Origin of the sequence: Paenibacillus sp. 3LSP (assembly GCF_032465655.1) — a bacterium.
Classification (GTDB): Bacteria; Bacillota; Bacilli; order Paenibacillales; family Paenibacillaceae; genus Fontibacillus; species Fontibacillus barengoltzii.
Genome location: NZ_JAWDJI010000230.1, coordinates 1 through 14594, shown reverse-complemented (window position 1 = coordinate 14594; position 14594 = coordinate 1). Strand labels below are relative to the sequence as shown.

General features: G+C 56.6%; 11 protein-coding genes. All 11 read right to left on the bottom strand.

Annotation, left to right across the window (positions count from 1 at the left end):
- Positions 1-737 precede the first annotated feature (737 nt).
- Positions 738-2174, bottom strand: coding sequence for a [FeFe] hydrogenase H-cluster radical SAM maturase HydG (hydG, locus tag RW092_RS20005; RefSeq protein WP_316011080.1), 1437 nt, complete (start codon positions 2172-2174; stop codon positions 738-740).
- Positions 2175-2217: 43 nt separating this feature from the next.
- The gene (locus tag RW092_RS20000) at positions 2218-3954 is read right to left on the bottom strand and encodes an NADH-dependent [FeFe] hydrogenase, group A6 (protein WP_016314690.1); all 1737 of its coding nucleotides are present in this window, start codon (positions 3952-3954) and stop codon (positions 2218-2220) included.
- Positions 3955-3972: 18 nt separating this feature from the next.
- Positions 3973-5859 (bottom strand): NADH-quinone oxidoreductase subunit NuoF, encoded by a 1887-nt coding sequence (gene nuoF / locus RW092_RS19995; RefSeq protein ID WP_316011079.1) that lies wholly within the window; start codon positions 5857-5859, stop codon positions 3973-3975.
- A 16-nt stretch (positions 5860-5875) separates the two neighbouring features.
- On the bottom strand, positions 5876-6379 hold the full coding sequence (gene nuoE, locus RW092_RS19990) for an NADH-quinone oxidoreductase subunit NuoE (RefSeq protein ID WP_016314692.1): 504 nt from the start codon (positions 6377-6379) through the stop codon (positions 5876-5878).
- 37 nt (positions 6380-6416) lie between these two features.
- Complete coding sequence (locus RW092_RS19985) at positions 6417-8708, bottom strand: thiamine pyrophosphate-dependent enzyme (protein ID WP_316011078.1); 2292 nt, start codon at positions 8706-8708, stop codon at positions 6417-6419.
- A gap of 61 nt (positions 8709-8769) precedes the next feature.
- Complete coding sequence (locus tag RW092_RS19980; RefSeq protein WP_316011077.1) at positions 8770-9762, bottom strand: 2-oxoacid:acceptor oxidoreductase family protein; 993 nt, start codon at positions 9760-9762, stop codon at positions 8770-8772.
- A 104-nt stretch (positions 9763-9866) separates the two neighbouring features.
- Positions 9867-10925, bottom strand: a complete 1059-nt coding sequence (gene hydE, locus RW092_RS19975; RefSeq protein WP_316011076.1) for a [FeFe] hydrogenase H-cluster radical SAM maturase HydE — start codon at positions 10923-10925, stop codon at positions 9867-9869.
- Positions 10926-11408: 483 nt separating this feature from the next.
- Positions 11409-11690: an RNA-binding S4 domain-containing protein gene (locus RW092_RS19970; protein ID WP_009226338.1), complete on the bottom strand. Its 282-nt coding sequence runs from the start codon at positions 11688-11690 to the stop codon at positions 11409-11411.
- Positions 11690-11962 (bottom strand): HU family DNA-binding protein, encoded by a 273-nt coding sequence (locus RW092_RS19965; RefSeq protein ID WP_009226339.1) that lies wholly within the window; start codon positions 11960-11962, stop codon positions 11690-11692. Before RW092_RS19965 ends, RW092_RS19970 begins: the two co-directional genes overlap by 1 nt.
- 195 nt (positions 11963-12157) lie before the next feature.
- Positions 12158-13654: a bifunctional methyltransferase/pyrophosphohydrolase YabN gene (gene yabN / locus RW092_RS19960; RefSeq protein WP_316011075.1), complete on the bottom strand. Its 1497-nt coding sequence runs from the start codon at positions 13652-13654 to the stop codon at positions 12158-12160.
- 127 nt (positions 13655-13781) lie between these two features.
- A partial coding sequence (locus tag RW092_RS19955; protein ID WP_316011074.1) for a lipid II flippase MurJ occupies positions 13782-14594 on the bottom strand: 813 nt, incomplete at its 5' end.

Sequence of the window (14594 nt, the reverse complement as noted above, 5' to 3'; positions counted from 1 at the left end):
TGGTAGACTGCATAGTATCAGCTCTCCTTTGCTATGTAGCTCTGAAATGGTTTGGGTTACACTTTCCATTTTAACCTACGAGATGTAGCAATTTGGAGGGCTGTCTTTGTTTTACGTTCATCTTAGCTAGCGACAGTAGTAGCGAAATAGCAACAACGGTAGCGACAACAGAAGCACCAAAGCAGAGAGACAACAGCACCATAGACAGCGGGCGGGTCACTAACAACCACGGCCCCGGAACTCTAACGCTTGTCAGCAACGCTATTGGGTAACCACGCCACAGCGCGCCTCACCTCTAACGCTTACCAGCAACGCTATTTCGCCCAAAACAAGGGATTTGAGAATCTAACGCTTATGCGAGAGCTTATTTGCCCGATTCGCCCTCGAAATGAGGTCATTTGACGCAAATAAGCTTCCTGACAAGCGTTAGAATTGAAATTTCCCTCTTTTCTCCCAAATAAGCGTTCTAACAAGCGTTAGCCAGGGGAGAGCCCGGCGCAATAAACGTGTCAACCGTGAGCAACAGGCGGAAGGCGTTCGCCGCACGCTGTCAGCTGCTTCTAGCGTTAGCTGAAAGGCAGCAGGCGATAGCCACTAACGCCCGCCCACTAGCAGCACACCTCATAAAGCATCAGCCGGGGCTCTTACGCAGCTGATCCGCCCTTAGCGCCAAAAAACCTTCAACGCCATCCGCTAAGGTGGCATTGAAGGTTTTGGTTTTCCTAAAGGCCGAGCAGCTAGAAGTACAAATCCCGCTCGCCTTCCTTAAGGCGTTGCAGGCGGTTAAGGGTCGCATCGCGTGCGGAGGTTTTAGGGATGCGGCGAAGATTGTTTTTGATGAGCGTTGCGCCCATCTCCCGAGCCTCATCATCGCCGTAATCCAGCAAATACTCCTGCAAGGTGAGCAGTGCGTTCGGATGGCAGATGTTGTGAATTTGGCCCGATTTGGCCAGCCGCATGAAACGGTCGCCCGTCCGCCCTTCCCGATAACAAGCGGTGCAGTAGCTCGGAATATAGCCATCCCGGCACAGCGACTTGATCATCTCCAGCGGCGAGCGGTGATCGCCCACCTCGAACTGGGCGGTATCGCCGCATGTCCTTCCTTGGCCCTCGCCGCCGTACGTGCTCGTATAGCCGCCGACGCCAGTGCACGAGCCTGCGCTGATCTGGGAGATGCCCAGCTTAATGACTTCGTCCCGGAACTTCGAATCCTCGCGGGTAGACAAGATCATGCCGGCATAAGGCACCGCGAGCCGTAACACAGCCACGATCTTCTTGAACTCATGATCGCTCACCAGATACGGGAAGCTGTTCAGATCGACACCCTCCGCCGCCCGCAGGCGAGGGACAGAAACCGTGTGAGGCCCGCAGCCATACGTAGCCTCCAAGTGCTCGGCATGCATCAACATCGCGATCGTCTCGTATTTGTAATCATACAGCCCGTACAGTACTCCAACGCCAACATCATCGATCCCAGCTTGCATCGCGCGGTCCATCGCCGTCGTGTGCCAGTCGTAATCGCGTTTTGGCCCTTTGGGGTGCATGCGGCTGTAGGTCGGGCGGTGGTACGTCTCCTGGAACAGGATATACGTGCCGATCCCGACGTTCGCCAGCTTGCGATAATCCTCCACCGTCGTCGCGGCGATATTGACATTAACTCGGCGAATACTCCCGTTATCGACTTTCACGGAGTAGATCGTTTCAATACATTCCAGGATGTAATCGATGGGGCAATGCTCCGGATCCTCTCCGGCCTCCAGTGCCAGCCGCTTATGCCCCAGTTGCTGCAGCACTTCGACTTCCCGAATCAACTCCTCCCGGTTTAACCGCCGCCGAACCATATCCTTATTCGACTGCTTATAGCCGCAATACTCGCAATTATTAACGCAATAGTTGCTGACGTATAAAGGAGCGAACAAGACGATCCGATTCCCGTAAATGCGTTCCTTCACCTCGCGAGCTGCATGGTAGATCTCCTCTAGCAACACATCGTCCTCTACATTTAACAGGACAGCGGCTTCGTCTGCGCTGATGCCTTTGGCAGTCCGGGCACGCTCCAGAATCGCCAGCACCTTCTTACGGTCGCGGGCTAGCCTTGACCCGTAAGCGAGCGCTGACACAATGGTCTCATCCCGGATGAACTCCGCCGCCTGCCTTTGCTCTGACCTGCTCATCCCCATCCCTCCCTGTAAGATGCCGTAATCACTTCTAAATCCCTTAATAACGGGAGCGCACCAAATAGTGCGTGTGCAAATACTGATGGCTCTTGTGACTGTTCGGCTCCTCCAAAAACTCGCGATAAATCTGCTGGATATACGGGTTCTTATGCGATTTGCGCACCGTAGACGCTTCGTCCTCATCATAAATCGCCTTGGCACGAGCAGCCTTCACGTCAAGAGTATCCCGCAGGCTCGCGCCAACGATCGGCTGCCCGCCGCCGCAGATACAACCGCCCGGACAAGCCATCACTTCGATAAATTCGTATTGGCGCTGACCGGACTGGATCATCGACATCAGCTTGCGGGCATTGCCAAGCCCGTGCACTACCGCCGTGCGGATCATCCGCCCGTCCGGCAGCTCCACTGTCGCCTCCTTAATGCCGTCCATCCCGCGCACAGCGGTATATTCCACCGTCTCCAGCTCTTCGCCGGCAATCAGCTCGAACACGGTGCGAAGCGCCGCTTCGGCCACCCCGCCGGTGGCACCGAAGATCACGCCAGCTCCCGAGGCTTCGCCAAACGGATTGTCGAATGTTTCACCCTTCAGGTTCACAAAATCGATCCCCGCCTCTTTGATCATCCGCGCAAGCTCCCGGGTTGTCAGCACGTAATCGACGTCCGGGAACGACTCGTGAGCCAGCTCCTCGCGCTGCGCCTCGAACTTCTTCGCCGTACACGGCATGATCGACACCACCACGAGGTTCCCCGGATCGATCCCCATCATTTGGGCGAAATAGCTCTTGATCATTGCCCCTTCCATCTCATGCGGCGATTTGCAGCTCGAGAGGTTCTCCCTCATATCCGGAAAGAAATGCTCCACAAATTTCACCCAGCCTGGGCAACAGGAGGTCATCAGCGGCAAGTTCTCCCCGGTGGCCAACCGATGCATCAGCTCGGTGCCCTCCTCCATAATCGTTAAGTCGGCTGCAAAATCGGTATCAAACACCTTATTGAAGCCCAGCCGGCGCAATGCGGCGACCATCTTGCCTGTCACCCGCGTGCCGATCGGCATCCCAAACTCCTCGCCCAAGGCAACGCGTACCGCCGGCGCCGTCTGCACAACAACGAATTTATGCGGATCAGCAATCGCCTGCCATACATCGCCCACATTCTCCCGTTCCTGCAACGCGCCAACCGGACAAGCCATGATGCATTGACCGCAGTTGACGCAGACCGATTCGCCGATCGGCCGCCCCAAAGCCGGCCCAATCACCGTATTGAACCCGCGGTTCATGAACCCGATGGCCCCCACAGTTTGCACCTCGCTGCACACCGAGACGCACCGGCCGCACAGCAAGCATTTGGATGTGTCACGCACGATCGACGGCGACGAGAAATCAACCGTCGACCGTGCTTGGCCTCCCGCATATCGCACATCACGCACCCCAATCTGATTCGCCACCTCCTGCAGCTCGCAGGTTCCGCTGCGCAGGCAGGTGAGGCATTCCCGATGGTGATCCGACAGAATCAGCTCAACCGTCGTTTTGCGGGCTTTCCGCACCCGCGGTGTATTCGTCCGAATCCGCATGCCGTCCTCGGCCACCAGCGTACACGAAGCGATCAGGCGGGGGCCCGATTCCACCAAGCAGACGCGGCAACTGGACGGATGGTTCATGCCCTGCAGATGACAAAGGGTAGGAATATGAATGCCTAATCCGCGGGCAGCTTGAAGCACCGTCGTGCCCTTCGGCACTTCCGTTTCAATATCGTCAATCCACAATTTCACCGTATCCATGCTCGAACTCTCCCCCTTTCAGCTCTTATAGATCGCTTCAAATTTGCAGCTGTCGAAGCAAATTCCGCATTTGATGCACAGCTGCGGATCGATGACATGCGGCTCTTTCATCTCGCCCGAGATCGCTTCCGCTGGACATTTCCGGGCGCAAAGGGTGCAGCCGCGGCATTTCTCCTCATCGATCGTGTACGTAATCAGCGAGCGGCACACACCGGCAGGGCACTTCTTATCGACCACATGGGCAAGATATTCCTCGCGAAAATACTTCAGCGTGGACAGCACCGGATTCGGCGCCGTTTGGCCAAGCCCGCACAGCGAAGCCGCCTTAATTTGCTCGGACAGGTCCTCTAACGCATCCAAATCCTCCATCGTCCCTTTGCCCTCTGTGATTTTCTCCAAAATCTCCAGCAGGCGTTTGGTGCCAATCCGACAAGGCGCGCACTTCCCACACGATTCGTCCCGCGTAAAATCAAGGTAATATCGGGCCACGTCGACCATACACGTCTCTTCGTCCATCACGAGCATGCCGCCCGAGCCCATCATCGACCCCAAGCTCAGCAGCGTATCGTAATCGATCGGCCGATCGAGATGCTCGCTCGTTAAGCAACCGCCGGACGGCCCCCCGGTCTGCACCGCCTTAAACGCTTTGCCGCCGGGAATCCCGCCGCCGATTTCGTAAATCACATCGCGCAGCGTAACCCCCATCGGCACCTCTACCAGCCCGGTGTTGACGACTTTGCCGCCCAAAGCGAAGACCTTGGTGCCTTTGCTTTTTTCCGTTCCGATGCTCGCATACCACAAAGCGCCCTCGAGCAAAATGATTGGCACGTTGGCCAGCGTCTCCACATTGTTGATCACCGTTGGCTGCCCCCATAGCCCGCTGACGGCCGGAAACGGCGGTTTTGGATTTGGCATGCCGCGCTTGCCTTCGACGGAGTTCATCAGCGCGGTCTCTTCCCCGCAGACAAACGCCCCGGCTCCCAGACGAACGCTAATGTCGAAAGAAAAGCCGCTTCCAAACAAGTCATCTCCCAGCAACCCGTAATCCCGGGCCTGCTTAATCGCCGCCTGCACCCGGCGCACGGCGATCGGATATTCCGCCCGTACGTAGATGAAGCCATGATTCGCCCCGATGGCGTAGCCGGCGATCGCCATGCCCTCCAGCACAGAGTGCGGATCGCCCTCCAGGATCGAGCGGTCCATAAACGCGCCCGGGTCGCCTTCGTCGGCGTTGCAGATCACATATTTTTGCCCCGTCCGCTGCTTCGCCGCCGTCTCCCACTTCACCCCGGTCGGAAACCCGCCGCCCCCGCGTCCGCGAAGCCCAGCTTCCTTCACCTCGGCCACGACCTCTGCCGGCTCCATGGTCGTCAGAACCTTATGCAGCGCTTTATATCCATTCATGGCGATATATTCATCAATGTCCTCCGGATCAATCGTCCCGCAGTTCCGCAGCGCAATCCGCTGCTGTTTGCGGAAGAAATCAACCTCATGCAATGGTTTGATCCGCCCGTCTTTCTCCAACGACTGTGAGTACACAAGGCGATTGACGATTTTGCCCTGAAGCAGATGCTTGTCGACGATCTCTGCCACATCCTTCACCTTCACCCGGTTGTAGAACACCTCCTCCGGGTAAATGATCACGACCGGCCCCAGCTCGCACAGCCCAAAGCAGCCCGTCCGGACGATCTCAATTTTGTCCTGAATCCCTTGGGCAGCCACCGCTTGCTCGAAGGCTTCCGCAATGAACATCGAGTCCGAAGAGGTACAGCCGGTGCCGCCGCATATCATAACGGAACACTCGGCAACGCCTCCGTCGACCGCCTCAACCTTCCCCAGCTTCCGTCGCACCAGGCGGTGAAGCTGCGCCGTTCGAATGCCTTCGAGATCCAACAACGTTTTCATCGTTCCACCATCCCTTCTAATGCGTCTGTACAGGCGTGCGCATTTGCTTCAGTATTTTCGGTATTTCGTTGGGGGCCAGCCGGCCATGCACCTTCTCTCCGATGGTCATGACCGGGGCTAAACCGCAAGCTCCCAGACAACGGGTGGCTTCCAACGTGAATTTTCCGTCGGCCGTTGTCCCTTGAACCGGAACGTTCAACTCCTGACTCAGGCGATCCAGTACGCCTTGTGCGCCCTTAATGTAACAAGCTGTCCCCATGCAGACGCGGATGATATGCTCTCCCTTGGGCTCCAGCGAGAAAAACGAGTAAAACGTCGCCACCCCGTAAATCTCAGCCATCGACATGCCCAGCTCCCGCGATACGATCTGCAGCGCTTCCTCCGGCAGATAGCCGTACATATCCTGAATCTCATGGAGCACCGGAATCAACGCACCCGGCAGCTGGCGGAACTGATTGATGATTTCCTCCACCCGTTGCAGCCGCTCCTCGTCCTTCGCACAACGACAAGTCTCTTCCATCCTCGCTTACTCTCCCTTCATCAAACGAATGCTGACCTTAAAGCAGCGGGCTTTCGTGCTTCAGCTTAAGCCGTTCCCAACGCCGGTTAACCTCTTCCTCAAAGGCATCGAGCAGCTCCTGGTCATGCAGCATGTGCTTCGTTTTGCCCATCAGCTTCAACCATTCCTGCGGTGAGATCCGCTTGTTCTTCGCCTCCGGATTGTAGGTAATGTTCGTAACGCCATGCTCGATTTCGTACAGCGGGAAGAAGCAGGAGTCTACCGCCGTTTGCAGGATTTTCGTCCCGAGCTGATCTTCAGACCGCCAGTTGAGCGGGCAGGTACTGAGCACTTTTCCGTAAACCAAGCCTTCATGTTGTGCATACCACTGCGCCTTGGCTGCCTTCATAATCAAGTCCTGCGGGAAGGCTTCCGCCCCGGTGAACACATACGGGATATTGGTCGCCGCCATGATCTGCGGGGTATCCTTGTGGTGGAATCCCTTCCCTTTCTGCGCCTTGCCTACGCCGGACGTGCTAGTCTGATGCCCCAGCGGCGTGGAGTAGGAGAGCTGCGAGCCCGTGTTCATGTACCCTTCATTGTCGTATTCCAAAATAATCATCTTGTGGTTCCGCAGCGCCGAGCCGATCGCCGGCCCCATACCGATGTCCATCCCGCCGTCACCGGTCACCATGATGAAGGTCACGTTATCCGAAACATCGATCTCCCCGCGGCGCTTCCGCTCCCAGAACGCCTCAACGACGCCGGCCACGGTGGCAGCCCCGTTCTGAAACAGGTTGTGGATGAACGTTTGCTTATGCGAGGTATAAGGATAGCCAGCCGTCACAACGTACGAGCAGCCGGTCTGGAACAACGTAACCACATCGCCTTCAATCCCTTTGAAAAACAGCTCCAACGAAGAGATCGCGCTGCAACCCGGACATGCCCCATGGCCCGGCGCCAGCCGCTTCGGCTTCGCTGTCAGACTGCGCAGCGGCGGCACCTTCACCTTCAGCTTGCCGGTCACCTCATCCGGCGTCACTTGAATCAGCCCGCTGTTAAAGGCATCACCGTGCTGCGGCGTCAAGATCGGTTTGAGCTCGTGCACCGGATCACCGGGGACCTGCCCGAAATAATCAAACGGTACCGCGGCTTCGCCTCGGTTCATCGCCTCCATAGCCAGGTTGAAGAACGCTTCCGCTTCATCCGGATAGAAGTCTTTGCCGCCCAGACCAAACACGCGGGACAACACAATCGTTTGATTCGCCGGATCCAACTTCAGCGCGGAGCGGATTTCATGCGTCATATTGCCGCCTTTACCGCCGTAGGAATCAGCGCGTTCGCCCACCAGCAGCGCTTTGACGCCCCGCAGCGCGGTGCGGATCTCCTCCGCCGGGAAGGGCCGAATGACGTTGGGCCGAATGAGCCCTGCTTTAACCCCCTGCCCCCGCAGCTTATCTACGATGATCTTGGCTGTTTCCGCCGCCGAGTTCAGCAGAAATAAAGCGACCTCCGCATCTTCCATTTGATACAGTTCGAGCACCGGGTAGTCACGTCCCGACATCGCCTTAAATTCAGCAGCGATTTGTTGATACACTTCGGCCGCCCGCTCCTGAGCCAAGTGCAGCTGGTAGTGGTTATTCAACAGGTCGTCGCCGTTCATATGCGCACCAACCGAAATCGGCTGCGCCGGATCAACGACGTGATCAAATCCAACCGGCGGTGTATCCCCTACGAACGCCCGAACCGTCTTGGCGTCTTTGAAATAACTTAATTTCCGTTTCTGATGGGACGTAAAGAACCCGTCATAGGCAACGATCACTGGCAGCCGAACCTCTGGATGTTCCGACCACTTCAACGCCATGATGTTCATGTCGTAGGCTGCTTGCGGGGTGCTCGCCGTCAGGATCAACCAGCCAGTGTTCAGCGCAAAATACAAATCGGAGTGGTCACCGCGAATGTCCAGCGGACCGCTGATCGAACGCGTCACCAAGTTCAGCACCATCGGGAACCGCGTTCCGGACTGGACCGGCAGCTGTTCGAGCATGTACATGAACCCGTTGGCGCTGGTCGCATTGATCACCCGAGCCCCAGCGAGTGCGGCCCCATAACAGATCCCCGCCGAGCCATGCTCCCCATCCGCCGCAATCAGCTGGATATCATGCAAGCCTTGCGCCTTTTTCTGGTCTAGAATTTGGGCGATTTCCGTGGACGGGGTGATCGGAAAATACCCCATCACATGGTAGTTGATCTGAGCCGCCGCCATAGCTGCCGCTTCATTGCCTGATTCGAAGGCCGTCGTTTGTTCCGCCAGCGTCATTTTTGTGATTTTCTCTTCGGTTATAGACATCGATAAAGTCCTCCTTTAGGCTCTTCTGCGAGTTCCATACACTTTGACCTTGGAAAAAACTCTACTGAAAGACGTGAGCAACGCGGTGGCTGTCGGCATATCCCGGCTCCTCCCGACGCATGCTAAGCGCCCCCGTTGGGCAGATTTCCACGCATTTCAGACAACCTTTGCAATATTGATAGTCGATACCGCTCAAGAACATTTGCGGACGCCCCTTCTTGTCCTCCCCGGTCTCCCACACGAAGCACAGATCAGGACAAACCGAGTCGCAGTTGGCACAATGAATGCAGCTGTCTGGATCCAACTCCGGTACAAATCCCTGCCGGGACCCGCTCAAATCCTTCAGCAGACTATTGCCTTGTGCCCGGATGATGCCGCCTAGAGCCTGCGTCTTATAACCGAGCAGCGGCCGCGGCCGTTCGAATTGCATCCCTTGTACCCCTTCGGGAGCCGGGATCGTCTGGAAACGCACTTCATGATATCCCCGGTCAAATGTGCGTAAATTGGGCTCCACCAAGTGCGGGTATTTTTTCTGGAACGTATGCTTAATCACTTCGCGCATCGAATCTGGATCGAGAAAATCGCATATCCGGAACAACGCCCCCAGCATTGAGGTGTTCACCTTCGTATGTTCGTCAATGGCGATCCCCATTGCGTCCACCACCGCCAGTGTCCCGTAAGGAAACTTCAGATCGCGCCGTATTTCCTCAAAATCGCGGGTCGAGTTCACCAGCACGATCCCGTCAGGCTTTAAGCCGCTTAGGACATTGACCGTCTTGTGCAGCGCTTCGTGGAACACGCCAATGACGTGGGGTTCCTCGATTGGGCTGTGATCATGAATCTCCACGTCCGGCTCACAGAAGCGGATGAAGCTCTTCACCGGGGAACCCTTCTTCTCCGAACCATAGGACGAGAAACTGGCACCGTTTAGGCCAAGCCCCAGCACCCCGGATTCCGCCAGCATCTTCCCAGCCAGGTTGGCACCGAGCCCGCCGATGGATTCCAGCCGAATTTCAAAAAAGCCAAGGTCATTGGTTTTAGTCAAAATGCTCATTCGCCACGTCTCCTCTACGTTTTGTTGTGAAATATTTCACGAGTAATAACAAAATGAAACTGCCGCTTTTCTTTGGCTCAATCGACTGCTTGGCAAACGATGGACTACGCATGATGTCGGCTTGCCAGCGCCTTCAAGCTGTCCCCCCTTCCCATATCTACGGAAAAGCCTGCGGCTTCAATCCTCAGCTCAAGGCAATGCCTGCACTGGGCGGATTCATCCCCCGTGCAGATTTTGTTGTTGTACAAGGCGTATTTCTTGCGGACGGCAACGGGTGACAGATTGGGCATGACCACATTGGCCCCGGCCTTCAGCGCCAGCTCCCTGCCTTGCGGGTGTAACGTACCGAGCGCAGTCGTCGCGGGTATTAAGGCTTCGGGAAGGAATAGGCGGGCCAGCGCGACCATCACCAGCGTATCCTCCAGCGATCCGGCCTTCGCCTGACCAAGCGGCGTCTTGTCATGGGGAATAAACGGGCCAATGCCAATCATGTCCGGGTTGAGCGTTCGGAGATAAATCAAGTCCTCCGCTAAATCCTCCGCCGTCTGGCCGGGCAACCCGACCATAAAGCCTGCTCCCACTTGATAGCCGATCAATTGCAGTGTCTCCAAACATTGGCGCCGGTGATCAAAGGACATCGAAGGATGCAGTTCCTGGTATAACCTCCGGGAAGCGGTTTCATGACGCATTAAAAAGCGATCCGCCCCCGCTTCATACAGCAATCGATAGGTGTCCGCCTCCCGCTCGCCGATGGATAAGGTGATGGCTGCATCCGGAAACTCGCCCTTGATGCCACGAATTAAGGAAGCCAGCAGATCGGCTGTATACCAGGGGTCCTCCCCGCTCTGGAGCACAAACGTGCGAAAGCCCAGCTCGTATCCTTCCCGGCAGCACTCGAGAGTCTCTTCCGGGCTGAGCCGATAACGCTCCGCCTCACGATTCCCCGCCCGCAGTCCGCAATACAAGCAGTTCCGCCGACAATAGCTCGAAAATTCAATCAAACCGCGCAAATACACCTTGTCCCCATAAGCCTGTTCCCGCCTGAGACGGGACAAGCGGAAGAGCTCCTTGCGCGTTTCGACATCCATATGCTCCAGTAGATCGACGAGCTCCTCCTTGGAGAGCTCCCCCCGCGCGTAGAGCTTGTGCACGAGCTGTTTCATCAGGCAATCATCCTTTGGATAGACTGGATTATGGACCTTGGTATACCCTATGGCTGTCGTGAAAAATGATGGACGAAATAATTGTGAATATTTTCACTTTGAAAGCGTTTTAAATTGTCCTCGTTGATTGAATCACCCCGGTTTCTTCATAGTGATCTGCGACCTCAAGCGACGATAGGATCTGTTGTTAAGTTGGATGGTTACAGCGTCTGTTGGTGGTTTGATGATCGGAAGATGGTTCGTTCGATGGTTCGTTCGATGGAAAGTTGCTTGATCGTTAGGTGCGATTGTGATTCGTGGATGTGTGCCGTGTGCGCAGCGTCGATGATTTCGACATGAGGTTGATACAAGAGGAGTTTTCTAAGAAGTGTATTTACTATATTACCATGAATTCACAGTTTGGCTAGGACTTTTTTTACACTCTTGTGAGGTAAAAAAAGAGCATGCCCCGAAGAAACGGAGCACGCTCTGAGCGTCACTATGTCAGGACCAGTCCAGACCGGTCTCTTTGGCGATCGGCTCTTCCTTGATTAAGGTATACATCGAAGCAGCTTCATCCTTACGAGTCGTTTCGACCAGACGTTCGACGCGCACGGTCACCAGCTTCTGGCCGAATTGAACCGTAATTTCGTCTCCCACCTTCACCGTACTGCTCGGTTTGGATTCGCGCCCGTTGATCAGAACTCTGCCTTGTTCGGAGACGTCCTTCGCCACGGTGCGCCGCTTGATCAACCGCGATACCTTCAGGAATTTATCGAGACGCATTATTTTACAGCTTCTTTAAGTTTGTTGCCCGCTTTGAATGCTGGAACAGTGGAAGCTGGGATTTCGATTGTTTTGCCGGTTTGCGGGTTACGGCCCGTACGACCGGAGCGTTTGCGAGTTTCGAACGTACCGAAGCCGATCAGTTGAACTTTGTCACCGCTAGCCAGTGCATCGGTAATTTCGCCGAGAAAACCATTCAATACGGATTCAACGTCTTTTTTCGTCAAACCGCTTTTGCTGGAAATGTTGTTGATCAGATCTGTTTTGTTCATTAATAATGCCTCCCAATAATTAAAGAAATAGGTGATACCTTGGCACTATAGGCTTCAGGCCTGCCTTCAAGCCTACCAAGCACCAGATGGTTATCTTTGTAAGAGTATTCTTGCTTGATTTGAAAAATCCTGCACTCTCAGGGAACTTTTTTTGCTTTTTTCGCAAAAAAACTGAAATTTAGTCCTTTTCTCCCATCATTCCCGTTCTTTCGACTTAGCTTCGTCCCATAATTTGTCCATTTCAGCTAATGTGCTGTCGCCAGGTGTTTTGCCCAGATCACGAAGCCGATCCTCCACATAATGGAACCGCTCCGTGAATTTGCGGATCGTCCGCGAGAGGGCTTGCTCCGGATCCACCCCGATATAGCGAGCCGCATTCACCACCGAGAACAATACGTCGCCCAGTTCCATCTCCTGCGCCTCGACATCTTGCTTCTGCGCGACGGCTTCCTTCAGCTCGCGGATCTCTTCCTCCAGCTTGGACCATACTCCGTCGATGTCTTCCCAGTCGAATCCGGCCTTGGCCGCCTTCTTCTGAAGCTTGTACGCCTTCATCAAAGCCGGCAAATCGCGCGGCACCCCGCTGATGACTGATTGGCGTTCCGGCTGGATGCCTTTGCGTTTCTTCTCCTCGGCCTTCATCGCTTCCCAGTTGTTTAGCGCTGCCTCAGCATCCTCGGCACTCAAATTGCCGAAGACATGCGGATGACGGTAAATGAGCTTCTCATTTAGCTCCTGGATGACGTCATACACCGTAAAGGTGCCCGTCTCCTCCTCCATCTGAGAGTGGAGCATAATTTGCAGCAGCAGATCGCCAAACTCCTCGCGCATGTGGTCGGGATCGTCGTCGTCGATCGTCTCCAGCACCTCGTAGGTTTCTTCGATGAGATTTTTGCGGATCGATTCATGCGTCTGCTCGCGATCCCATGGGCATCCGCCCGGGCTGCGCAATATCGACACGATCTCATGAAGCCGCTGGAAGCTGCGGTTACGCAGCGTATCGTCCTCGCTGGCTGGGACATAGACCAGGGACAGGTTCCCGTAACCCGTAATCCGATCCAGCTCAAACAGCGGAACGCGCTCGATCCGCTCTTGTCCCGCTACCCCAAGGGCATGTCCCACAACGACCGGATAATCGTCAGGCAGCAGCTCCATCAGCCCCAGCTTGACTTCTGAAGCGGTGATCTGGTCATAGACTTGTCCAATTAGCGTATGCCGTCTTGGGTCAATCGCTTCCCCTCGAACCTCCGAGGCGTCTACCAGGAGGAATCCTTCGATCGGATCAAAGCCCAGGCGAACAAAAGCCTCGTCCAGAAAGCTCTCCCCGCCGATGATATCGAGCGAGATTCCCTGCTCCGGACAGCGCTCCCGCAACAGCTTCACCGTCGCTTCGGCCACCTGGGGATGCCCGGGAACGGCGTACACGATATGCTCTCCCTCCTGACCTGCTTTGGCCCGCGCCAACAGTCTGGAGGCAATCTCCTCATAAACGGAAGGAAAATCGTCCTTCGCTTCGTACACCTCGTCAAACGAAGTAAAATGAACGCCCGTCTCCTCCAGCCAATCCACCACCGGATGGTCCTTCGTCCGGACGTAACGTTCTCCCGCCTCCTGCAGCCGCTTCAGGCTGCCTAAGGTCAGCCGGTCGGGATCTCCCGAGCCGAGGCCGACTACCGTAATGGTTGCGCTCATGTTATGCCTTTCACTCCCTGTCCGTTCAGCATGTTATTACTATACCATTGCTGGCGGTCAAACTGAAATTTTCTGCGCCACATCCGCGAAGTTCAACTTCGTACGGCCCTTGCGCCAAGGCGAAGCGCTATGGCAGCAGCCGCAGCTTTCGAAGCAGCGTCAGCAGCTTCGGGCCAACCCGCGGCAGGGCGCTCAGCTCTGCCGCGCTCAGCAGCCGGGTGCGCAGCACGGCTGCGACGAACACCGCTGCGCCAAGCAGCACGCCGAGCAGGCTCACCGCCGCGGCAACCCCGCGGCCCATCGGCAGCTCGGCGGCGGCGAGGCGCAGCGCCAGCACCGCGGCGGCCATCGCCAGCGCGGCCGCCGCCGGGCGCCCCAGCGCGTCCCGCAGGCGCGGACGCAGCTGGACCCGGCGCAGCAGCAGCGCGGCGTTCAACGCCGCTGCGGCGCCGTACGCGGCGACGCCGGCGATGGCGGCGCCGGTGATGCCAAGCTGCGGCACGAGCACCGCGTTCAACGCGGTCTTGAGCAATGCCGCAGCGAGCAGGTGCAGCGCCGGGGCGCGCACGTGGCCGAGGCCCTGGAGCAGGGCACTCGTCGCCGCGACCAGCGCGCCGGGCGCCGCCGTCCAGGCCACCCAAGCCAGGGTGGCCGATCCCGCCGCATCCTCGTACAGCATGACGTTGATGGGCGCGGCCAGCAAGGCCAGGCCCAGCGAAGCCGCCAGGCCGATCAGCCAGAACCAGCGTAAGGCCAGCTGCACCTGACGCCGAATCGCTTCGGTGTCTCCCTTCATCTGCAGCTCAGCCATCGCGGGCACAAACAAGACCGACAGCGACGTCGCCAGCATCGTGACGAGCTGAACCAGCGGGATACCGCGGTTGTATATCCCCACCTGGGCCATGATCCGCAGCTCTTCCCCATGGGCGGAGAGCAGCCG